The 24045-nt window shown below is 42.8% G+C and carries 15 protein-coding genes and 1 pseudogene; 10 read left to right on the plus strand and 6 right to left on the minus strand.

The genetic code is table 11. The features are described 5' to 3' along the window. Positions 1-131: 131 nt before the first annotated feature. Positions 132-845, minus strand: coding sequence for an HAD family hydrolase (locus EI164_RS00930; protein WP_192518128.1), 714 nt, complete (start codon positions 843-845; stop codon positions 132-134). Positions 846-977: 132 nt separating this feature from the next. Then, complete coding sequence (locus EI164_RS00935) at positions 978-1988, minus strand: RluA family pseudouridine synthase (RefSeq protein ID WP_225739051.1); 1011 nt, start codon at positions 1986-1988, stop codon at positions 978-980. 1235 nt (positions 1989-3223) lie between these two features. On the opposite strand from EI164_RS00935, the gene EI164_RS00940 reads away from it, so the two are divergent. Then, positions 3224-7300, plus strand: a complete 4077-nt coding sequence (locus EI164_RS00940) for an Rne/Rng family ribonuclease (protein WP_192518130.1) — start codon at positions 3224-3226, stop codon at positions 7298-7300. A gap of 89 nt (positions 7301-7389) precedes the next feature. On the opposite strand, the gene EI164_RS00945 is transcribed toward EI164_RS00940, so the two are convergent. Beyond that, a complete protein-coding gene (locus EI164_RS00945) occupies positions 7390-8325 on the minus strand; it encodes a DUF808 domain-containing protein (protein ID WP_192518131.1) in 936 nt (311 codons plus the stop codon). Between the two features lie 480 nt (positions 8326-8805). Here EI164_RS00945 and EI164_RS00950 point away from each other — a divergent pair, with 480 nt between their 5' ends. From EI164_RS00950 to EI164_RS00970, 5 genes are all read left to right on the plus strand, one after another. Beyond that, complete coding sequence (locus EI164_RS00950; protein ID WP_413038418.1) at positions 8806-9591, plus strand: DsbC family protein; 786 nt, start codon at positions 8806-8808, stop codon at positions 9589-9591. Between the two features lie 353 nt (positions 9592-9944). After that, positions 9945-11303: a homoserine dehydrogenase gene (locus tag EI164_RS00955; RefSeq protein WP_192518133.1), complete on the plus strand. Its 1359-nt coding sequence runs from the start codon at positions 9945-9947 to the stop codon at positions 11301-11303. 113 nt (positions 11304-11416) lie between these two features. Further along, a complete protein-coding gene (locus tag EI164_RS00960) occupies positions 11417-12598 on the plus strand; it encodes a thiolase family protein (protein WP_192518134.1) in 1182 nt (393 codons plus the stop codon). Positions 12599-12996: 398 nt separating this feature from the next. Then, positions 12997-13845, plus strand: a complete 849-nt coding sequence (locus tag EI164_RS00965; RefSeq protein ID WP_192518135.1) for a DUF2382 domain-containing protein — start codon at positions 12997-12999, stop codon at positions 13843-13845. Positions 13846-14256: 411 nt separating this feature from the next. Beyond that, on the plus strand, positions 14257-14838 hold the full coding sequence (locus EI164_RS00970; protein ID WP_225739052.1) for a YsnF/AvaK domain-containing protein: 582 nt from the start codon (positions 14257-14259) through the stop codon (positions 14836-14838). A 70-nt stretch (positions 14839-14908) separates the two neighbouring features. Here the strand turns inward: EI164_RS00970 and EI164_RS00975 are convergent, their stop codons facing one another. Next, positions 14909-15193 (minus strand): hypothetical protein, encoded by a 285-nt coding sequence (locus tag EI164_RS00975; protein ID WP_192518137.1) that lies wholly within the window; start codon positions 15191-15193, stop codon positions 14909-14911. Positions 15194-15521: 328 nt separating this feature from the next. Further along, positions 15522-18305: a preprotein translocase subunit SecA gene (gene secA / locus EI164_RS00980; RefSeq protein ID WP_192518138.1), complete on the minus strand. Its 2784-nt coding sequence runs from the start codon at positions 18303-18305 to the stop codon at positions 15522-15524. Positions 18306-18777: 472 nt separating this feature from the next. Between secA and mutS the strand changes: the two genes are divergently transcribed. The 4 genes and pseudogenes from mutS to EI164_RS01000 all read left to right on the plus strand — a co-directional run. Then, positions 18778-21936 (plus strand): DNA mismatch repair protein MutS, encoded by a 3159-nt coding sequence (mutS, locus tag EI164_RS00985; RefSeq protein WP_192518139.1) that lies wholly within the window; start codon positions 18778-18780, stop codon positions 21934-21936. Positions 21937-22033: 97 nt separating this feature from the next. Next, on the plus strand, positions 22034-22357 hold the full coding sequence (gene fdxA, locus EI164_RS00990; protein ID WP_192518140.1) for a ferredoxin FdxA: 324 nt from the start codon (positions 22034-22036) through the stop codon (positions 22355-22357). A gap of 189 nt (positions 22358-22546) precedes the next feature. Then, the gene (locus EI164_RS00995) at positions 22547-23083 is read left to right on the plus strand and encodes an REP-associated tyrosine transposase (protein ID WP_192518141.1); all 537 of its coding nucleotides are present in this window, start codon (positions 22547-22549) and stop codon (positions 23081-23083) included. A 296-nt stretch (positions 23084-23379) separates the two neighbouring features. After that, positions 23380-23559 (plus strand): annotated as a pseudogene (locus EI164_RS01000) (IS1595 family transposase); the annotation flags it as partial. Here the strand turns inward: EI164_RS01000 and EI164_RS17375 are convergent. After that, the gene (locus EI164_RS17375; protein WP_318779502.1) at positions 23556-23960 is read right to left on the minus strand and encodes a pilin; all 405 of its coding nucleotides are present in this window, start codon (positions 23958-23960) and stop codon (positions 23556-23558) included. The pseudogene EI164_RS01000 and the gene EI164_RS17375 overlap by 4 nt on opposite strands. Positions 23961-24045: the final 85 nt, after the last annotated feature.

The following is a 24045-nucleotide window of genomic DNA, read 5'->3' on the forward strand; positions in this document are numbered from 1 at the left end:
TCGTAACGCATAAAAATACCCCATAAGTTGTGTCCAACTTATGGGGGTCGGTTCAGATAGGCCCTTTTTTGTTGTCATAGACAATCATATTGCCGCTGCACTCTCAAATCACTAAAACACTCAAACTGACATTATCCGCATAGAATCTCGGCCAGCGCTGCTGGTGTGTCGACCTGATAAGTAGGTTGCTGCGCGGCGAGCTCAGCACTAGAAGCTGTGCCGTAATTGACCGCTATACTGGTCATACCAAGTTGCGTTGCCATTTGAATATCATAAACACTGTCACCGATAAAAACCGCATCAGACACTTGTTGCTGCGTATTATCTAAAATATCTATCAGCATTTGCGGATCAGGTTTCGACCCTGCTTCATCAGCACAGCGCGTCATCACAAAATAATCATGGCTTTTAGAAGCATCTAATACCCGGTCTAAGCCTTTGCGCTTCTTGCCTGTAGCAACCGCCAGCTTTTTACCTTGTGCTTGCAAGGTCTGTAACATATTTTTTGTAGGAGCGAAAAGTGGCGTACTGTGGCTGTTGGCAACATAGTGATCTGCATAGCTTTGTTGAATGGCAAGCTTTTGTGATGTATCTGCCTCAGGATATAAAATATCAATCCCATTCATTAGACTAAGACCAATGATGTCTTTTACTTCTTTATCTGTCGTTTGGAATCCATGCGCCTCTCCTGCGATATGCATAGATTCAACGATTAAGCCGATGGAGTCCATCAGGGTTCCATCCCAATCAAAGATAACCAGTGTCTTATCTGATAAACGATGATTGGTTGATAGCGGAGAAGTTGTAGCCGATGCTAGCGTACTGGCAGCAGATTGTTCACTCATGAATAAGCCTTAGCGAATAGCGATGATAAATAGCGCATATGAATGCGGATACAAAAACGTCACGGCGACTTATTAGAAAAATAAGAGTTCGTGACGTTTAAAGTTAATGCTCAAAAAATTTGGCTTGTTATTTTATTCGGGCAGTTTGGTTTGCTCTGGTAGCCAGTCTGCCATGTCATCTGGTAGTGGTGCGGTAATGGTTTCATAACCTGGGATATCTAAGCGCCACGCATGTAGACACAGACGATGAACACCTGACTTGTCATGCACGTTATATTTATCATCACCTAAGATTGCATGGCCAATATGAGCTAAATGCACACGTATTTGGTGAGTGCGCCCTGTCAGAGGTTTGGCTTCGATTAAGCTCACTGGCTGATCAGCAATCGTAAAACGATTATGAACGATAATATCTGTCTGGCTTTCTTTGGCTTGTGGGTCTTGCGCATCGACTTTGACGCGGCGTTCACCACTAGCGACTGTATAGCGTAGTAATGGCGCATCGATACGTTGCTCATCTAGTGCAGGCTGCCCTTTTGCGATACATAAATAATGCTTTTGGATGGTTTTGTCTACCAGATGCTGCTGCAATGCCTTTAGCGCTGAACGCTTTTTAGAAATCATCAATAGACCCGACGTATCTTTATCAATACGATGTATCAACTCTAAGTACTTTTTACCAGTGACTTCACGCATGGCTTCAATAACACCAAAGTCCAAACCACTACCACCATGAACAGCAATACCAGAGGGTTTATTTAGCACTAATAAACCGTCATCTTCATAGACCACGCGTGCTAGTAGGCTTTTGGCAAACTCTTCACTAATAATGGGCTTTTCGCGGGTAGCGAGTACCACTGGCGCGATACGTACCACGTCTTCACGCTGTAGTCTATCATGCGCTTTACAGCGTTTATTATTAACCCGAACCTCATCAGAGCGAATCATTTTGTAGATATGCGATTTTGGTAAACCTTTCAACCGGTTCAGCAAAAAGTTATCCAAGCGTTGATCGTGCTGATGGCGAGTTACTTCGAGATAATTCACCTTGCCAAAGTTACTGATTTCGTCATCAGCGCTTTGCGGGCGTGTTTTGCTATTAAAAATAGCAGGTGCTTCGTGGATAGGTACATCTTCAGTCATTTTTGAGTTCGCATTTTTAGTTAGGTATTTACACAAAGATTTGCTATAGTTTAACATGTTGAACGACGATTAAGCAGAGACTGCGGCAATAATCATTGTTGTTTCAGAGAGTTCATTACCATTTTTGCTACTTGCTAGCAACAAGGTATAGGCTGTATGCCCTGCCAAGATTGTCCCTTTCATCTAATTTTCGGGCGCATTATGTATTTAGGACGATCATTTACAGATACTTCTAGATATTGCCCCATAAATTGAAAAACTGCACTGATGTTATTCAGTGCCACAAAATAAATAGTGACACTAACTAAATACCTTTGTGTTCGTAAATTCAACGCTTATAAAATTGGCAGAACGCCTTTTTATTAAGCTCGAATACTATTAAACGCAAATGACACTTAAACGCAAATGACACTAAATTGACTCACAACCTGCATGACAACGACTTTTTTGATAATTATTCATTATTTAATGACTGATTATCTGATGATTCTTTAGACAAGCATAGTTGAGCAAGTATGGGTGATTTAGTATTAGGGTCGATAAATATATCGATAGCTGCCCAAGTATTAGTGGTCAAACAGATAACGATAAGCAAGATATAAATACAGCACCACACCAATAGTTTGGTCATTTATTCTGTTTGCCAAGTACGCCCCGCTGATAATGAGAGCCGCGAGACCTAACTTTACAACTAAAACACCCAAGATATTATTGACGTTATACCAGTCAGAACGACAAATACAGAGTGACCAATTGCTTTACCTAGAGAAATAACTGCTGACCACTACTACTTAATCATAGTACTGATAACAGCGATATTATTGTTAGACTTTGAGAGATTGATTGCAACAGCCAGATTTTTTCGATATCAAGATGTTAAGTCAGTAACTGACCGTCGCCCACTCTTACAAAGTGCGCTGACATAGCTACCAACTAAACCTAATGATACTGAAACTTTAATCACAAGCTGGGCTATTAACATTTAGACCAAACCTATCAATAATAGGATATAAACACATAGCCTTACACCCTATAAAATTTATATTTACATTAGCACTGCTAAAAAATTTAGGTAAAAATAAGCCATTGAAAAGCCTACGTGCTTTCTTAAATACCTCAGTGACGTTCGACTGTTAACTAACATCTACAAATGCTAATTTAAAATACTAGCCACACTTGCCATTATGCTCTAAAGCCCATCTTGTCGTTGTTGTGCGTACTCATAGGATATAAATATGAAACGCATTTTGATCAACGCAACTCAAAACGAAGAGATTCGTGTCGCCTTATGTAAAGGCAATCATCTGTATGATTTCGACTTAGAAAATCGTACGCGTGAACAGAAAAAATCTAACATCTATAAAGGTCACGTAACTCGTGTCGAACCATCACTCGAAGCGGTTTTTGTAGAGTATGGCTCACAGCGCCAAGGGTTTTTGCCAATTCGCGAAATCTCTACCGAATATCTAAGCGGCAACCCACGTGATGAAAATATCAAAAAACTGATTAAAGAAGGCGACGAACTCATCGTTCAAGTCGAAAAAGAAGAGCGCGGCAATAAAGGCGCTGCCCTATCGACTTACGTATCATTAGCAGGACGTTATCTGGTATTGATGCCAAACAATCCTCGTGGCGGCGGTATCTCACGTCAAATCTCAGGCAAGCTACGTGAAGACATGAAACGCATGCTGGGTAATCTTGATTTACCCAAAGGCATGAGTGTCATCATTCGTACTGCAGGTATTGGCAAAACTCAAGAAGACTTGCAACACGATTTGAACCACTTGCTCAATATCTGGCAAGCCATCCAAGAACAAAACCAAAAATATCCATCACCGCGCTTGGTTCACCAAGAAGCAGGCGTCGTCACACGTGCTGTTCGTGACTATCTGCGTGATGACATTGCTGAGATTTGGATTGATAACGAAAACGCATACGTCGAAGCGGCAGGGTTTATCGATGCAGTGATGCCAAAGCAAGCCGAAAAACTGCGCAAATATACCGATTATGAGCCGATGTTTTCGCGCTTTAATATCGAAAAACAAATCGAAACGGCTTATCAACGTGAAGTTCGTTTGCCATCAGGTGGCTCAATCGTTATTGATCAAACAGAAGCACTGGTTTCAATCGATATCAACTCAGCCAAATCGACCAAAGGGTCAGACGTTGCTGAGACCGCTTACCATACCAACCTTGAAGCAGCAGACGAAATTGCGCGTCAATTACGCCTACGTGATATGGGTGGTTTGATTGTTATTGACTTCATTGACATGAATGATAACAAGCATCAAAAAGAAGTCGAAAAACGTCTCATTGATGCCACCAAATATGACCGTGCGCGCGTTCAGTTTGGTGATATTTCTAAGTTTGGTTTGATGGAAATGAGCCGTCAGCGCTTACGTCCTTCACTAGAAGAGTCAACTGGCTATATCTGCCCACGCTGCCATGGTAATGGTATGATTCGTGACTTGCGCTCATTATCACTATCGATTATGCGTCAGATCGAGCAAATCGCGCTAAAAGAACGTCAAGGTGAGGTACAAGCTGAAGTGCCAACTGACATCGCCGCATTCTTATTAAATGAAAAGCGCGACAGTTTAGTCTATCTTGAACAAGACAGTGGTACTCGTATTACTATCTTGCCACATGCACATTTAGAGTCACCAAATTTCAAACTGCACTTTAACCGTGATGGTTTTGCGCCATCAAGCTATGAGCGCATTACCGACACTCAGCAGCAAGAACATAGCGACCTTGGCTACAATGTTGATTGGCAAACGGCTGAAAAAGAACGCCCTGAGCAACAGCCTACTCGCCAGCCACGCCAAACAGCAGCAAATAAAGCCACTAATAAACCAACTACAACAGTTGAGCACAGTAATGATCGTCGCAACAATAAAAGTGCGACCAATGTTTCATCTACACGTGCATCTCAAGCTAATAAAAATCAAAGCGTTGCAGCACCAACGACTGCTCCAGTAGCAACACAACCAGCTAAAGTTGAGACAGCCGCCCAACCACAAGCAGTGGCCTGGTTATCTAATCTATTTGCTCAAGCGCCTCAAGCCACGACAACGCCTAACGTCAGCAGTCATGATGCAGCAGAAGCCATTGAGGCACTGGTGAATAACGGCGCACAAAGCTTAGGTTCATTTGGTCAAATTGATAACAGTGCTTTGAATAATGCTGCAGATAACGCGCAAGCAACTCAGCAAGACCGTCATCAGAAAAGTGATAATCAATCATCAAATAACAACACCAATAATCAACAGACGCGTCGTAACTCAGACAACAACACTGAGGACGGTAATAGCGAAGACAGAAGAAGACGTAAGCCTCGCAAGTCTAGATCATCTAAGCCGCGTCAAAGAAAAGAGCAAACCGATGAGAGCACCAGTAATGTAAACAGCGACACAGAACGTAATGCGTCGAATAATGCCGTAAATGATACTGATGACAAACAGTCTAGCAATCAAGACAAACGTCAACAGGGTAATAAACGCACGAACGATCGAAATCGTAATAGTCGTCAAGATAGCCACGCTCAAAACGGCAACCGTCAACACAGTAACCGTAATGCAAGCGAGCGCAATGAGACTACTGATAAAGACAGCAGCTCAGCAGATGAGCAAACTCGTAATAAACGTAAGTCGCATAGCCAACGCGGCTCACGTGGCAAGTTAGAGCGCGGTGAAACGCTAACAGCTGATAATATCAAACAGCAATCAGCTTCAGGTAATAATGGCAGCAAAAACCAAGCTAATACCCGCCGTAATCAAAACCCTAACGAAGTCGTGCTACAGGTCAACGAAGCACCTGCTGCGCTTAAGCCATCAGAAGTTGTGCATTTGTCTTTAGATGACAGTAAATCGATGCAGACAAAGTCTCAAGCTACTGAAAAGCAAAGCTCAACAAATGAGGTTGCGAAAGACAAAGTAGCAAAAGCGTCTAATGCTCAAGCGCAGACTAATCACAGAAACACTAATAAAAAAGTGACTGACGATAAGGTTGCGGCTGAAAAAGCGACTGCTAGCAACGCTGTAGAAATCAGTGAAGCTAAGGTTGATAGCACGGCTAAAGACGATAGTCAGCACAACACCATGAAAGCTAATGCTAATACTGATGTCAAGGAACCCGTTACAGGTGAACCGTCCGTGTCTAAAAGTGATAAAGACAGCGCATCTGACGACACTGTGAAGCCAGTAGCAGATAAGCATCAGGAAACTGCTAAGGGTAATGACGAGTGTGACAATGCTCAAAAGGCTGCGAGCGCTCAGAAAGCTGATAATAGCGTAAAATCTAGCAATGAGGGTGACAGTACCAAGAGCAAATCCGCACTTGAGCTGACACATGAGGCATTGTTCGCATCACGCTACGTGACTGCTGAGAAGTTTGGTCAAGCCAGTAATGATCCTCGTGTTGTCCTTAGTCAACAGGCGCAATCACAGGTGACACCAGAGCCTAAAGTCAACGAACAAGCAGTAGCAAGCGTACCTGCTATTCACGGTACGGTTGGCGAGTTTATTCGTGCAACGTTGCCAGAAGCACAGACTCGCTTGACAGCAGATGGCGTGATTAACTGCTTTATCGAAACCGTTGCTTTACACATGGAGCAAGCACAACGTGCTGATAGTGATGCAAGCGTGAGCGCCAATAATGGCAGCGAGCTTGCGAGTCAGAGCTTTGACTTTAGTAACTACGGCTATCAACCTTTAACGGCTGATTATCTATCACGCTTCGAGATGATGACCCAAGCTGTCAGTCAATTTGCAGCAGCCCCAGGGAAGACAGACGTTGAGCCTCGCACCGTTAGCAAGCGTGCCAGTAATGATCCACGTGGTCAGCATCCTGACTATCAGCAGCCAGCCGTATTAGATGCCCATCAAGTTGAGGCAACGGCCCTATCGAATCAAGATCAAACTGATGCTATCAGTGCTGATAGTAAGCAACTGCTAGCCACCGATAAAGCACTATCAGAAGTTGACAGCCAGCAACCTGATGTAGAGAGCGCTACTGAAAACGTAGATGCCAAAAATGCTGCTGAAGCGACCGCTGATACTGCTATCGAACAAGCACTTGAATCTAAAGTAGAAGAACCTACTAAAGAGGAGATTCAGGCGGAAAAGTCAAAAACGACAATAGCCAGTTACAAAAACATGATCGAAAACGTAGCTGAGCAACTGCTACCACAGACTGGTATGTTTAATCTGACCACGCCAAAAGTACCAAAGGCTCGCACTCGTAAGCCTAAAGCAGATCATAAGAAGCCAACGCAAGCAGAACAGTTGGATGCTGATGATTCAGACAGCTAATTGCAATACATTACTGTAAGCATAAAAAAACCCCGCATATTCTATAATATGCGGGGTTTTTATTAAGTAGCATTTCATCTATAGCAATACTAGTGAGCCGCAGAAGCGTTATCACCACGCATGTTATTAATAGTAGTGATGATAGCCAAAACAATCGCACCAACCACAAAACCAATAATGCCCTGCAATAGCATAAGAACTAAACCCTCTAATATTCCTATTTTACCCGCAATGTCCTCTAAAAAATGCTCTAAAGGCGCAATACCATGAGAGAGAATACCTCCCCCCACTAAGAACATCGCTATCGTGCCAGCAACAGATAAAAACTTCATTAGCTTTGGCGCAGCAGATAGCATAAACTGACCGAGCTTGCGGCTGCTAGCACTAGCATCTGGCTTCTCAATCAAGTGCAAACCTGCATCATCAATTTTGACAATACCTGCAACCAAACCATAAATACCAACAGTCACAACAAATGCAACAATAGAGAGCACAATACCTTTTTCTAAAATATCTGCTCCTGCGGCGGTTACCGCACCTAAAGAGATGACTAATATCTCAGCTGATAAAATAAAATCAGTACGAATAGCGCCTTTAACTTTCTCTTTTTCAAATTCGACCATATCGACATTATCATCTGCATTTGCCGCCCTTCGTGCTTCATGCGCTTCATCATGCGGCAATAACCTTGGCCAAAACTTATGAATGACCTTCTCAGCACCTTCATAACTCAAATATAGGCCACCAATCATCAATAAAGGCGTGATTAACCAAGGTATAAAATAACTAATAAGCAGTGCAGCTGGTACTAATATAAGCTTGTTGACAAACGAGCCTTTAGCAACTGCCCAAATAACAGGCAGTTCACGGCTTGGCCTAACGCCAGTTACTTGTTCAGCATTGAGTGCTAAATCATCCCCCACCAAACCAGCTGTTTTTTTAGCTGCTATCTTAGTCATGACAGATACATCGTCCATCAATAGGCTAATATCATCAAGTAATAATAATAAACTGGCACCTGCCATGTGTAGTCCTTATCTGCATTTTTTGAGGTAAATAGTTCTATACAAAGGATTATTATATAGAATCTTATAGAATAATGTTAAATACTATAAAGCGTATTAAATACCCTAGCGATACGAGCATAAATATTAAATAGTACAAATGTATCCTATTTTTAAGACTCACTTGTTTCTATACGACTATTGTCATGCCTTTTATTTACCGATATAGCTTACTAGCCCGTGGCTATTATTTATTATAAATATGTTAATATAGTCGGAATTACCGTTTACTTGACATTATCAATATTTCTCTATATCTCCTTAATATTCAAAATCTTAAGGAGTTTTGCATTCATTATCATACGTATACTATTATTAGCTCCATTCTCAAAACAAATTTATGATTAGGCACGATGCCTATAGGAAACCCGTATGTCGCTTCCCTCTATCAAAAGCACCACCTCGCAAAGTCGCTTTTCTCGTACTCTTTTCTCTCGTTTTATGATGAGTACTCTACTGGTTGGCATCGCTGCTGGCTGCTCAAACAATGCTGCCGATGCCACCAATAATACCAGTATTGTCAGCAACGCAGAGAGCAACGTCAGTGCTGATAAAACGTCAACGGATAGCGATGCTACAGTGGTAGAAGCATTACAAGCCAACTTAAATGCTTCTGGTATCGAGGAAAACATCATTTCAGCAGTACCAACGGATATGGATGGTATTTATTGGGTAACGGCTGAAGGTCTGCCACCTTTCTTTACTGACAAAGTAGGTAAGCACATCATTCAAGGGCAAATCATTGCAGTCGGTGAACAAACTCCTGTAGATATTAGTGCGGCACTGGTTGCTAGCACGGCCCAAGAAGCGTTAAAGGCAGTCGACAAAAAAGACATGGTTATTTACCCAGCAAAAGGTGAAACAAAATCAATTATCTATGCCTTTACTGATGCAGACTGTGGTTACTGCCGTAAGCTGCATTCAGAAATAGACGATATCAATGCGCGCGGTGTCGAAGTGCGTTACTTAGCATGGCCACGTAGCCAACAGTCAATACCAAAAATGGAAGCGATTTGGTGCAGTGAAGATCGCAAAGCGGCAATGAATCAAGCAAAAACAGGCGCCAATGTGCAAGCGCCTAGCTGTGCAAACCCTGTACAAGAGCATATGGCCTTGGGTGCAAAACTCGGTGTGCGTGGTACCCCAGCTATCTTTACTGAAGCAGGACAACAAATTGGTGGCTATCTACCTGCCGCACAATTGGCAGAAGCCGCTGGCGCTAACTAAGATTCATTGTATGCGTTAATCATTATTGATATCTATACTTGCTAGCAGATAGTTTTAGAGATAAGAACGATGAGCGGTATTACTATAAATAGTAAACTAGGTCATGTTTTCATTTTAAAAATGGAAACATAACGGTGGCGATATTGTGTAGACGTCACAACTGCTTGTCGGTATGATACGATAAAACGCTATGAAAAATCTGCAGCATACTACTTTTATTTGAGTACTTTTTATTCAACTATAATGAAGTCACGATAGCACTACTACTGTCAAAGTACGCTTATTACTATTAGTAAATTTGACCTGTAATAGTTTTGCACTTGATTCATTATATTTAACCTCTTGAGGATACTGTGAGCAATTCCATCAAACTAGCGATACTTGGTCTGGGCACTGTCGGCACTGGCGTGATCAATCTTATTAATGACAACTTAGCTGAGCTAAAGCGCCGTAGCGGCCATGATATTATTATTACCGAAGTTGGTACGCGCCGTCAGCGTGATAATATTGATCCTAATATTATTCAAAACAGTGACTTGATGGCAGTGGCTGCAAGCGATAATGTCGACATTGTTATCGAAGTGATCGGTGGTACTACTTTAGCTAAAGATGTCATCATGCACGCTATTAAAAATGGCAAACATGTCGTCACTGCAAACAAAGCACTATTGGCTGAACATGGCAATGAAATTTTTGCATTTGCAGAAGACAATAACGTCCATGTCGCCTATGAAGCAGCAGTGGCAGGCGGTATTCCCATCATTAAAGTAATGCGTGAAGCGTTAGCGGCCAATAAAGTCAATTGGCTTGCAGGTATCATCAACGGAACTGGCAACTTCATCATGACCGAAATGCGTGATAAAGGTCGTCCGTTCTCCGATGTGCTGAGCGAAGCACAAGAGCTAGGTTATGCTGAAGCAGATCCAACGTTTGATGTGGAAGGTATCGATGCGGCGCATAAACTCGCCCTACTCGCCTCTATTGCATTTGGTATCCCATTACAGTTTGATAAGGTCTACTGTGAGGGCATCACTGGTATTACCTTGCAAGATGTGAACTATGCTGAAGAGCTTGGCTACCGTATCAAGCATTTAGGCTTTGCTGTACGCCGTGATGGTCAGGGTGACAATGCCGCCGCTGGCATCGAGTTACGTGTACATCCAACGCTTATCCCGCAAAATGCGCTATTGGCTAATGTCAATGGCGTAAAAAATGCAGTCTTGGTTAACTCTCATCCACTTGGACAAACGCTCTATTGCGGGGATGGCGCTGGCGCTGGGGCGACGGCTTCTGCAGTCATGGCCGATGTCATGGATTTGGTTCGCGTGTTAGGTAACAAAGATGGCGATGAGCAAGACAGCAACAATCAAAACAACCACGGGCATCATGTACCGCATCTGGCATTTATCCCTGAGCAATTATCAGACACACCAATATTACGCGCTGAGCAGATGACGACTGGTTACTATCTGCGTGTACATGCCAGTGACAACCCTGGGGTATTGGCCGATATCACTCGCATCCTAAGCGATGCTGGTATCAATATCGATGCGATTTTACAAAAGCCTGCACATAAAGTTGGTCAAGTCCCAGTAATTATTCTGACCTTACCTGTGGTTGAGAGTCAGATGAACTTAGCGATTGAAAAAATTGAAAACTTAGAAACCATTACTGATAAAGTAGTACGCATTCGCTTAGATGAGCTAGCATAAAACTAAGTAACTGAAACTGCTGCTCACCTATCTGCGTTTGATAATGAATAAATGTTTGATTTTACTCAGCGTAAAATACTCTCATTTAAAATACGTAAAAGGGAATAATAAAAATGTCAAATGATGCAATTGTAATTTTAAACGGCGCACGTACTCCAATGGGCGGCTTCCAAGGTGCCTTAAAAGATATGAGTGCGACAGATCTTGGAGCCGCTGCCATTAAAGCTGCGGTCGAGCGCTCAGGTGTTAGTAGTGATAACATTGATGAAGTTATCATGGGCTGTATCTTGACTGCAGGTCTGGGTCAAGGTCCTGCCCGTCAAGCAATGCGTAAAGCAGGTTTGTCTGATGCAACTGGTGCTGTCACTATTAACAAACTGTGTGGCTCAGGCCTAAAAGCAGTCATGCAAGCACATGACGGTATCAAAGCAGGTAGCTTCAATGTCGCGGTTGCAGGTGGTATGGAATCAATGACCAACGCACCCTATATCCTGCCAGGCTCACGTGGCGGCTATCGTATGGGACATAAAGAGGTCAAAGACCATATGTTCTTGGATGGTTTAGAAGATGCTGAAACTGGCAAGCTGATGGGTAGTTTCGCTCAAGAAATGGCGAATGAAAAAGGCTATACGCGCGAGCAAATGGATGAGTTTGCTATCGAATCTCTCAATCGTGCACTAACAGCTATCAAAGATGGTCACTTTGCAGATGAAATCGAAGCGGTTACCTTTAAAACTCGTAAAGGTGAGCAAACGATTGATACTGATGAGCAACCACCTCTTGCCAATGCCGATCGTATTCCTACCTTACGCCCAGCATTTGCCAAAGATGGTACCATCACTGCGGCAAACGCCAGCTCGATATCTGATGGTGCTGCCGCCGTGGTCGTCATGAAAGAATCGCAAGCGCAAGCTGAAGGTTTGGATTACCAAGCACGTATCATCGCTACAGCATCCAACTCTCGTCATCCAAGCGAATTTACCATTGCACCAATCGGTGCGATTGAAAAAGTACTGGCTAGTGCTGGTTGGTCGGTGGCCGATGTCGACCTATGGGAAATCAACGAAGCCTTTGCGATGGTTACCATGGCTGCGATGGACGAGCTAAAAATTGACCATGCCAAAGTCAACGTAGAAGGTGGTGCTTGTGCACTGGGTCATCCAGTAGGCTGTTCTGGTGCTCGTATTTTAGTCACTCTGATCAACTCTCTAAAACGCACTGGCGGTAAAAAAGGCGTTGCCACCTTATGTATCGGTGGCGGTGAAGCAGTGGCAGTTGCCATAGAACTGGCTTAAGGCGGATTTGTTAAATATAGAATTGCCTTGAGCATTAAAGAATTCTTAATATTCAAAAAACCGCAGTGTATCAAACACTGCGGTTTTTTTATGTCTATCTACTCTCAATACCCTCAAAACATTACTCTCTGTAAAAACACGTTAATGTATACCCCCACCTATGTTATGCCATTTACAGCCTATTACACGCAATTACTTCAAGTGCACACTTTGCTACCTTGCTCATATATCTCATCAGAAATCCTGATGTTAGGATTATTACAAGTCGATATAGAGTTTTCTTATGACTTATTAAGTAATTGATTATAAAAATATTTTTCTTGAAGATGTACTATTATTCAAATAACTATTAATAATTATCCCATAAAATAATTAACTCATAAAAAAGGAAGACAACAATGAGCCAACTAATCCGTTTAAAAGATATCCAAGCAACTCACCATGACCTTATTGGTGACGACTATTATGATCCAACAGGCAAAACTGCATATGGTGTCAATGAAGACAAAGTCGGTAAAATTGAAGGTGCGTTGGTAGAAGATACCACTGGCCGTATCCGTTATCTCATTGTTGATGCAGGTGGCTGGTTCAGCTCAAAAGAAGTACTAGTACCAGCAGGTCTCGCTCGTATCGTTGGTGATGATGTATTCTTTGATAGCTTAACCAAAGCTCAAGTAGAAGCTATGGAAGTATATGATCATGACTATCAGTATAGTTATAAAGATCAACATCAAAAAGATCGCCAAGCCTTTGTCGCTGATAGTGTTCCTCCTGCAGAGCGCATGGAAATCGCTGATCATGCCTATGAAGCACCAAATACCCTAGAGTTACTAGAAGAGCGTCTAACTGTCAATAAAGACCGTATCGTCGCTGGCTTAGTTAAAGTCGGTAAGCATGTGGTCACTGAAGAGCGTAATGTCGATGTCGAGCTAGAAGAAGAGCATGCCAATATTCAACGTACCAATGTCGACCGTCCGACAGACCGCCGTATCGGTGATGTAAATGGTGATGAAACAGTTGAAGTCGAGTTACAAGCGGAACGTGCACGCGTTGGTAAAGATACCTATGTGTCAGAAGAGGTCAATGTTGGTAAAACAACCGACCGTCATACCGAAACTATCGTTGAAACCATTCAGCGTGAAGAGTTAGACGTTGATCGTGACGGAAATGTGGTCGACCGTGAAGGCAATGTCATAGATCGCGAGGGAATCACTGCAGAAGACGTACGCCGCGCACGTGATCTGTAATACACTACACCACCACATTATTTGACTGTCATTACAACTAAATGAAATCTAGATAAAGATAACAGTCACAAGTAGCTAAGTTTAGCTATTTAGGTTTTTCTATTTAGATTTTCGCTTAGAAAATTAAGATCAGGGTATAACTCTGGTCTTTTTTTTGCTCAGCTTTTACTCATTCATATAGTTGAGTTCAAATAATTTCGATACAAAAAAACCGAGTGCAAGCTATATATTAGTATGGTCAGCGAGGATGACGATGTAGCAGATTTATATGGGTTTGACTATCTAAGCCATGTTAAACATTGCTGATAAAACGCCCGCAAAAAATAATAACGTTAAATGAACCAAATTTTTCAATACTCGCCCTCCATTCCTGTATAACTATAAATATTGCTCAATTATAAGGAAACGATGATGACCACTAATAACAATAAAGACAAGCGCCTAGACAGATCAGACAAAAATCAAGTTTTACCACCTGATCAACAAACTGACAAGAAAGGCATCAGTGATGAAAAAAAAACTGGTTATTTAGAATTGCTAGAAGAACGTCCAGTCATTAACAAAGAACGCTTGGATGTCGGAAAAGTCACGGTCACTAAGCATGCGCGCACTAGAACCGTTGATGTACCCATCGAGCTAGTAGAAGAATACCTTACCATTCGCACTGAGTTCAATGATGCAGAAAGTCAGGACCTATTGTCTGGTGATTATGACAAACAGGATATATTGCGTCATGTTGAACCATCATTGGACAGTAAAGCCGTTATCACCATTAATGGTAAGCAAATACAAATCGGTGATGACCCTATCGAAATGGTCTTGTCTCGCCAAGTAGCTACCATTATGAAGGAAACCTATACTGTCCAAGAAATAGATATCAGTAAAACCACGCATACTCATACCGATACCATTCAAGTAGCGCTGAAACATGAAGAATTGGATGTACGAGAAGAAGGGTTTTTAGATCATGAGGATAGTAATACGCATAAGTGAGCCAAAAGTCGGTAATAAAAAAAGCAACGATAACGTTGCTTTTTTTATTGCTTCGACCATAGTGAATGTTTTAGGGTGTGTCCTCATCAGCATCGCTATCTTCAGCAGCACTATCCATCGAGATAGCCGCATCACCTTCTACTTCATCGACCGATGTATCTGTAGTATCAATGATCACTTCAGTCGGCTCAGCAGGTTCAGCAGACATTGGTACTGTTTCTTCAGTATTAATACCGTCTTCTATATCACCCTCTGTCTCTGGCTGTTGCTGACAGGCGCTGATAGACAACACACCAGCAAGCAGTGCCGTCAACGCCATTGAACGACGTAACCCTTTTGCTAACTCTAAACTCATAACACTCTCCAAATAAATCTGTTAAATACTATAGCCTGTCAATAAATACACGCCTACGCTGAATTTGTAAGAAATCAATACAGCATATAGTCAAAGAACTCTAAAATGAGTATAAGGCAGCCAACTGTAGATTGTACAAGTAGTACATCTAAGAAGGATAACGCCGTAGTGACTTAGTAGTTCAGCGACTATATCTGAGAGTATTAGTGCGTGTCTTAATAAATACCAAAAAACCCCTATCCACTTTAGATAAGGGCTTTTCCTATAGTATTGCTAATATATCTTTACTAACGATTCAGTACCTAGCGTCCACACCTACTTATTAGAGCTAAATTTTGCCATGACAGTGTTTGTATTTGAGGCCTGAGCCACACGGACAAGGCGCATTACGGCTGATGTTTGAGCCTGCATATGGGTTTGGCTCACCAGCTGTACTCCCTGCTATCGAAGCCGCTGCTGCTGCACTGGCTACAGCACGGTTGTCAGGTTGCGACTGTGCAGCTGAGTTGCTTGCGCCACTATCTAAGTTATCAATGTCATTATGCTCGAACTGCATTTGCATATGAGCAGCATTCTCACGTTGCTGCGCTTCCAATGCTTCTAGCTCTTCTTTGGTAGGAATATGTACACGTGATAAATCTTGTACTGTTTCAGATTTAATCGCACCTAGCATCATTTGGAACAACTCAAACGACTCACGCTTATATTCTTGCTCTGGGTTTTTTTGTGCGTAACCACGTAAATGAATACCTTTACGTAACTGGTCCATCTGCGTTAGATGCTCTTTCCAATGCTTGTCTAGACTCTGTAGCATAAAATGACGTTCTAGCTGAGCTGCGTCTTTTTCACCCATCTGCTCACGGCGCCCATGATAGCGCTCTAAGGCTGTTTGAATGATTTTTTCACGCAGTCCTTCTTCATCTAAGCGGCGATCCTCGTCTAGCCAATCATTAATCGGCATCGAGATTTTGAACTCATCTTCTAGCTCATCCTCTAAACCATCGATATTCCATTGGTCATCGATAGAGCCCGGTGGAATAAACTGGTTGATCATGGCATTATAAACTTCACGATGCATCACTTCGAGAGCCTCGAGTAAATCCATCTCTGCCAACAAGTCATCACGCTGACCATAGATAACTTTACGCTGCTCATTGGCAACATCATCGTATTTCAATAGGTTTTTACGGGCATCAAAATCACGACTTTCAACCTTACCCTGCGCATTCTCAATCGATTTGGAGACCATTTTGTGTTCGATGGCCTCGTCTTCTTTAAGACCCATGGCGCGCATCATATTGACCACGCGATCGCCTGCAAAGATACGCATAAGGTCATCTTCTAATGATAGGAAGAAACGCGACATACCAGGGTCACCTTGACGACCGGCACGACCACGCAACTGGTTATCAATACGGCGTGATTCATGGCGCTCAGAACCAATAATATGTAGACCACCTGCCTCAACCACTTTGTCATGCTTGACTTGCCATTGATCTTTTAAGCGCTGCATTTCCTCTGGGCTAACCGCATCAATGTCCTCAATAAACGACTGCCAATTACCACCAAGGATAATATCGGTACCACGACCTGCCATATTGGTCGCAATAGTGACTGATTTTGGGCTACCTGCTTGGGCGATAATTTCTGCCTCACGCTCATGCTGCTTAGCATTCAAGACATTGTGCTTAACGCCTTCTTGATCGAGTAGATAAGACAATTCTTCACTGGCTTCAATCGTCGCCGTACCAACCAGTACTGGCGCACCTTTGGCTTGAATTTCTTTAATTTCGCGGATAATGCCTTTGTACTTGCCTAGCTTGGTCAAGAAAATCTGATCATCCATATCGATACGAGCAATTGGCTCATGCGTTGGAATGACGATGACATCTAAATCATAAGTTGATTTGAATTCTGCCGCTTCGGTATCTGCTGTGCCCGTCATACCAGATAATTTGTCATAAAGACGGAAGTAATTCTGGAATGTGGTGGTCGCAAGCGTTTGGTTTTCTGCTTGAATATCGACGCCTTCTTTGGCTTCTACTGCTTGATGTAGACCTTCTGACCAGCGACGACCCGGCATGGTACGACCAGTATTTTCATCAACGATGACCACTTCGCCTTCATCAACGATGTAATGCACATTTTTTACAAAGACATGATGCGCACGAATGGCGGCTTGCACGTGAGCCAATAACGGCAAACGGCTTGGACTATATAAGCTTTCGTTTTCGCCAAGCTCACCGACTTCGACTAAGAAACGCTCAATTTTTTCATAGCCTTTTTCGCTGATTTCAATCTGGCGATTCTTTTCATCAATCCAAAAATCTTCTTCTTCATTATTCTTATTAGCCTCTTCGTCTTTTGAGCGAATCAGCACAGGGATAATGGTATTAATCAGCGCGTACATACGTGATGAATCTTCGGCTTGACCCGAAATAATGAGCGGCGTACGGGCTTCATCGATCAAAATAGAGTCAATTTCATCGATAATACAGAAGTTCAGCGGACGCTGTTTTTTCTCAGCAAGACTAAACACCATGTTATCGCGTAGATAATCAAAGCCGTATTCATTATTGGTACCGTAAGTGATATCCGCTTGATAGGCCTCAACTTTATCCTGCGGTGGCTGCTGCGAATAAATAACACCAACCGTCATACCCAAAAAGCCAAATAACGGGCGGTTCAATTCGGCATCACGCGCCGCCAAATAATCATTAACTGTAACCAAATGAACGCCTTTACCGCTGATCGCATTGAGATACATGGCCAAGGTACCCATTAGGGTTTTACCTTCACCAGTTTTCATCTCAGCGATTTTGCCTTCGTGCAAAGTGATACCACCAATCAGCTGCACATCATAGTGACGCATGTTATTGACGCGTAATGATGCTTCACGGCAGACGGCAAACGCTTCTGGCAGTAACGCATCTAAGCTTTCACCCTTTTGATGCCGTGCTTTAAACTCTGCGGTTTTTTGTTTTAATTGCTCATCAGACAGTGCTTGTATTTCGGCTTCTTGTGCATTAATTTTACTGACCACTTTGCGCATACGCTTTAATTCGCGGTCATTTTTAGTGCCAACCACACTGCCTATAATCTTTGATAACATAATTTTTTGACCTATGGAAATATTCGATAATTAGTGCGCATTAGCCAACGCTTAGCTCGCTGCCTTGTCATTATCTGACTAACGTACCACTGAAATGAGGTACTGCCTAATGAAGTATCGCCTAATGAAGTATCGCCCAATTAAGTGTGACGTCATTATATATGGTTATGACGCTGATGGATACAAGGGCAGCGAGCAGATATTTGCCGACGTAAAAACACGGTTGAACGTGTTAAAATGGTTTTGTTATATTTATGACATGGCACCGCTATATTCACTGATATTACGTCAAGCCGTTTCATGCTAGCTGAATACAAATACGTAAAAAACACTCCATTTCATACTATCACCACTCCCAAAAAATAGAATAGCTAAAAAAACAAGCGCACGTACTACGCCTAGTAGTCTGAACAAGCTTGATACCGCTAATCGTACTTTTGGGATTGGTTATAAGTACTACAAGAGACTCTGAATGACTGTAAAGACGTCCGCTCAAGATTTTAATACCTCAAAACCTACTCCGTCAGCATATGCGCTATCAAAACAACAGACATCCGAGCCATTAACCGCTGATCATTTGATAATTGGTGATAGCGTTTATAATTTGGCCAATCATACGCCGATGATGGTGCAATATCTAACCATGAAAGCCAACTATCCACAAGCGTTACTGCTGTACCGCATGGGTGATTTTTATGAGTTGTTTTTTGATGATGCCAAGCGCGCGGCACAAATATTAGACATCACCTTGACTCGCCGTGGTACGGATAAAGCGGGCAATACCATTGCCATGGCAGGTGTGCCTTTTCATGCGGCCGATAGCTACATGGCAAGGTTGATAGCTGCTGGGCAAACCGTCGTTGTGTGTGAGCAAATTGACGAATCAGCCACTGGCACTGACAACACGAATAATCCTTCCAATGCTCCGACGATGGGCGATAAGCAGAGAAAAGATAAAAGCAAATCTGCTGCTGGCAGTATTATGCGCCGTGAAGTGGTTAAAACGCTGACCGCAGGGACAATTACTGATGATGCTTTAATTGCGCCCAATCATACGCCAACTGTGGTCGCCATTGATATCGAGATACCTAAATCGAACAGCAAACAACCTGTGCAAGCTGCCATTAGCCAAATGGATTTAGCCGCTGGAACACTAACGACGCAAACGCTTAGTGCCAGCTATAATAACAGCCCTGATGATGTTAAAAATTTGCAAACGCAAATGCTGACGGTGCTGGCACGCTTTGCGCCTAGTGAATGTATCGTTAGCGAAGCACTTAACGACCGTATCGGCGAAGATTGGACGCTGTGGCTACGTCAACATCTCGACTGTCCGATTATCGAAGTGGCGGCAAATGACTTCCACCGTGAGCATGCCAGCGCAACCCTTTGCCAACAGTTTGACGTGCAGCGCCTTGATGGACTAGGAATCAATGACACACTTCTTGCCCAATCTAGCTGTGCAGCGCTCATACATTATGCGCGGCAAACTCAGCAGCGTCATGTGCCACAGCTCAATCAGCTGATCGTTGAGTACAGTGACGACTATTTAATTATTGATGCCAATAGTCAGCAAAACCTTGAGCTATTTACACCCGTTAGCAGTAATGGTACGTCATTAATATCGGTGCTCAATCATTGTCAAACGCCGATGGGTCGACGCTTACTGGTGCAGCAAATGAAACGCCCACTGCGTCAGCATTCGCGCATTAATATGCGCTTAGATGCGATAGCTAGTTTACTAAAGAACTGTGATCTCTCTGTCAATACTGAATATTCTGCTCAACACCTAGAAAATAGCGTATCCGTTCAAAACATACGGGAAACCTTAAACGCCATCGGTGATATGGAACGTATCAGTAGCCGTATTGGGCTAATGAGTGCTAAGCCGCGTGACCTGCGTAAACTTGCTGATGGTATTGCTAGTAGCGCCCAGCTTACGACGCTACTGACAAATGCAGGTATTCGCCATGAACAAGCAGGACTGTTACCGATGCTAATGCAACAATTGCCTGCGCAGTTACCTGCCATACAGTCCGTCGCTGAGCTGATTGAGCGAGCTATTATCGCAGAACCACCTGCCCATATTCGTGATGGCGGCATGCTAGCCGCTGGCTATGATGCTGAGTTTGATCGCCTGACTCATTTACATGACAATATCCAAGTGACATTGGATGAAATGGTCGAGCGCGCACGTTTAGAGAGTCAATTACCCAGCCTAAAAGTAGGCTTTAATAAAGTGAGCGGCTTTTATTTTGAATTGCCTAAAATACAGGCAAAGAATGCACCAGCGCATTTTATCCGGCGGCAAACGCTCAAAAGTAGCGAGCGATTTATCACTGACGAGCTAAAAACAGTCGAGACAGAATATCTAAGCGCCCAGTCATTAGCATTAACCCGTGAAAAGCAGCTGTATCACGAACTCTTAACTGAACTCAGCAACCATTTAGCCGAACTGCAACAACTAAGCGCTGCTATCGCCCAAATAGATGTGCTCAGTAATTGGGCACAGCTTGCAACTATTTATAACTGGCAGCGCCCAGTCATGAGTAACGACTCAAAAGAAGATAGTGGCTTAAAAAACAGTCACTTAAAAAATGGCTTGAATAATAACAATCAAACCAATATCGATATCAAAGCAGGTCGTCATGTCGTCGTCGAAGCCGCGCTAAATCCTGTTCATGCTCACAACAATACTCCTGCCAAGCATAGCAGCCATTTTGTCGCCAATGATTGTGCATTAGGCAGTCATGCAAATCCTGAGCGCCTACTAATGATTACTGGCCCTAATATGGGTGGCAAATCGACCTATATGCGCCAAACCGCGCTGATAGTTCTACTCGCTCATTGCGGCAGCTTTGTGCCAGCAGCGCGTGCACATATTGGTGATATCGACCGTATCTTTACCCGTATTGGCTCAGCTGATGATTTGGCGGGCGGTAAATCTACCTTTATGGTGGAAATGATTGAAACGGCTAATATTCTCAATCAAGCAACCAATAAATCGCTGGTACTGATGGATGAAGTCGGACGCGGCACAGCGACCACTGACGGTTTGGCCATTGCTCATGCTTGCGTTAATCGATTGCTAGAGATTGGCTGCCTGACATTATTTGCCACTCACTATTTTGAGCTGACAAAATTGGCGGAAAACTATAAAGAAAGCAGTGGAAGCAATGACAAACTTATCCGCAACGTCCATGTCGCTGCCAGTGAAATCGACGGTCAACTGTTACTACTGCATCAAATCAAAGACGGTGCCGCAAGCTCTAGTTTTGGTCTGCATGTGGCAAAAATGGCAGGGGTTCCTACCCAAGTACTGGATGATGCCAAGCACTACTTAGCCGATAACTTAAAATTAGACCCTATGAATACAGAAAGCGTAAGAACCGTTGATGACAAAAATGAATTAGCTAAGTCAGTAAATGATAAATGCGATCATATGGATGGTCATGAAATAGAGAAAGCGGATGTAAGCCGTACCAATCAAACTCAAATAATGAATAACATTCCACAACAAAATCAGCTGTTTAGCTTACAGGATGAGCTAAGTGCGATTGATCCTGATACCTTAACGCCAAAGCAAGCCCATGATTTACTCTATGATTTGAAGAAGATCATTAGTCATTAAAGGGAATTGTCAAATCGTAGTAAAGGCGCTAAAATACGCTTTATTTTCGACTATTCTATTTAGCCAAAAGCCAAATCAATAACAGGTAGACATTACTATGACCTTTGTCGTTACAGATAACTGCATTCTTTGCAAATACACCGACTGTGTGGAAGTCTGTCCTGTGGACTGCTTTTATGAAGGACCGAACTTCCTTGCCATCGACCCTGATGAGTGCATCGACTGCGCACTATGTGAGCCTGAATGTCCTGCCAATGCCATCTTCTCAGAAGACGAGGTGCCGAAGGGGCAAGAGATGTTCACTCAGCTAAATGAAGAGCTGGCGCAAAAATGGCCAAACATCACAGAGATGAAAGAGCAGATGCCAGAAGCCGCCAAATGGGACGGCGTCGAGGGTAAAATTCAGTATTTAGAGAAGTAGGCAACAACTGATACTTTGGATACTATGTAGGCTGGGCTTTTGGCTCAGCCTTTTTATTTATAACCTAACTCCAATTCGTATCGCGTAGGCTGTGGCTTTAGCCTAGCATGGTAACTTTGCATGATTTGAGCTGGGCTAAAAAGGCCAGCCTACCTACGCCCATCACCTCGTCTATACACTGATTGCCTTATGAGAAACTACATTCGTGACAAAACCCAAGGCGGTTGTTATTTTTTGACCTTTAATCTACTGGATAGAAAGTCGTCACTCTTATTGACTCATATTGATAAGTTTCGTGATGCCTACGTTAAAACCATTCAACACCACCAATTCAAATTAGACGCTATGGTCGTCCTTCCTGACCACGTCCATATCATGATTACTTTGCCACCAAATTCTGATAATTACGCTGTCATAGTGGCGAGTATCAAAAGCCAATTCTCTAGGCAAATCACTAAAACCGAAGCCATTACTCCTTCACGACAAGCAAAAAGAGAGCGTGGTATTTGGCAACGACGATTTTGGGAACATCGTATCCGTGATGACGCTGACTATCGGCAACATATGGATTATATTCATCATAATCCTGTTAAGCATGGCTACGTCACCAATCCTCAAAATTGGCAGTACTCTACGTTGCATAAATTGATTAAAAAAGGCGTGTATCCCGCTGATTGGGGAGCGGATGAGAATGATAAAAATATCAACATTCGATATGATGTGTAAGCTAATATATTGGCTTACACATCATAGGCTTTGGGATTTATAGGCTGGGCTACCCTTGGTTTTTTATTGAATTTAATCGTTTAATCTGTGTAGGCTGTGGCTTCAGCCCAGCATGGTAACTTTACAAATATTTGATGCAAAAAATTTTGAATAATTTTAAACACAAAAAAACCAAACGTAGCGTTTGGCTTTTTAGATATTAAGCGAGAGTCTTTGTAGGTTGGGCATTTTGCCCAGCATATTAACCTTGCGTGATTTGAGCTGGGCTAAAAGCCCAGCCTACGCTTGCTTGCGGTAAAAACAATCACATCAATGGCATTGAGAACTTTTGGAACCAGTCTAAACGAACTCTAAGAAAGTATAATGGGATCGATAAGAAGAACTTCCATTTGTTTTTAAAAGAGTGTGAGTTTAGATTCAACTATGGTTCACCATCTAATCAGCTGAAAATCCTGAGAAAATGGTGTGATATTTAATTCTTATCTACTACAGCCGCTTCTAATTTACAAGAAGCAGTTGCATCGACGTCACAAACAACCTTCTGGCCTGTACCATCAGTCGGTGTTGCTGTTGCAGAGGTAACTGTAGCTACATTTGCATCAGTTAATTCTTCTAAGGCAGTGTCACCAGCTTTATATGAAATATCACCACAATGGGGTAGATCACTTACACCTGGAATATTAGCAATATTAGGGTTTTCAGCAATTTTCTCTGCCAAAACTAGGCTTGAGGCAGACTTCATTTCAGATAAGCAACTAGAATCGCGAGCTTTTTTAGTGTAGCTTTGATAACCAGGAATAGCGATCGCCGCTAGAATACCGATGATAGCAACCACGATCATTAGTTCGATTAGGGTAAAACCTTTTTGAGCGTTCATAAGAACTCCTTTAGAGGGGATAAAGATAACGGATATTCGCTCGCGCTATCTTTTGTTATGTTAGGTATTGGATATAGTGTATTGG

The organism is Psychrobacter sp. FME13, from assembly GCF_014861395.1.
Classification (GTDB): Bacteria; Pseudomonadota; Gammaproteobacteria; order Pseudomonadales; family Moraxellaceae; genus Psychrobacter.

What these genes read in the sequence shown, in the direction of transcription:
- EI164_RS00930 (WP_192518128.1), bottom strand. Translation starts at nt 845, where the DNA reads ATGAGTGAACAATCTGCTGCCAGTACGCTAGCATCGGCTACAACTTCT.
- EI164_RS00935 (WP_225739051.1), bottom strand. Translation starts at nt 1,988, where the DNA reads ATGACTGAAGATGTACCTATCCACGAAGCACCTGCTATTTTTAATAGC.
- EI164_RS00940 (WP_192518130.1), top strand. Translation starts at nt 3,224, where the DNA reads ATGAAACGCATTTTGATCAACGCAACTCAAAACGAAGAGATTCGTGTC.
- EI164_RS00945 (WP_192518131.1), bottom strand. Translation starts at nt 8,325, where the DNA reads ATGGCAGGTGCCAGTTTATTATTATTACTTGATGATATTAGCCTATTG.
- EI164_RS00950 (WP_413038418.1), top strand. Translation starts at nt 8,806, where the DNA reads ATGATGAGTACTCTACTGGTTGGCATCGCTGCTGGCTGCTCAAACAAT.
- EI164_RS00960 (WP_192518134.1), top strand. Translation starts at nt 11,417, where the DNA reads ATGTCAAATGATGCAATTGTAATTTTAAACGGCGCACGTACTCCAATG.
- EI164_RS00965 (WP_192518135.1), top strand. Translation starts at nt 12,997, where the DNA reads ATGAGCCAACTAATCCGTTTAAAAGATATCCAAGCAACTCACCATGAC.
- EI164_RS00970 (WP_225739052.1), top strand. Translation starts at nt 14,257, where the DNA reads ATGACCACTAATAACAATAAAGACAAGCGCCTAGACAGATCAGACAAA.
- EI164_RS00975 (WP_192518137.1), bottom strand. Translation starts at nt 15,193, where the DNA reads ATGAGTTTAGAGTTAGCAAAAGGGTTACGTCGTTCAATGGCGTTGACG.
- secA (WP_192518138.1), bottom strand. Translation starts at nt 18,305, where the DNA reads ATGTTATCAAAGATTATAGGCAGTGTGGTTGGCACTAAAAATGACCGC.
- mutS (WP_192518139.1), top strand. Translation starts at nt 18,778, where the DNA reads ATGACTGTAAAGACGTCCGCTCAAGATTTTAATACCTCAAAACCTACT.
- fdxA (WP_192518140.1), top strand. Translation starts at nt 22,034, where the DNA reads ATGACCTTTGTCGTTACAGATAACTGCATTCTTTGCAAATACACCGAC.
- EI164_RS00995 (WP_192518141.1), top strand. Translation starts at nt 22,547, where the DNA reads ATGAGAAACTACATTCGTGACAAAACCCAAGGCGGTTGTTATTTTTTG.
- EI164_RS17375 (WP_318779502.1), bottom strand. Translation starts at nt 23,960, where the DNA reads ATGAACGCTCAAAAAGGTTTTACCCTAATCGAACTAATGATCGTGGTT.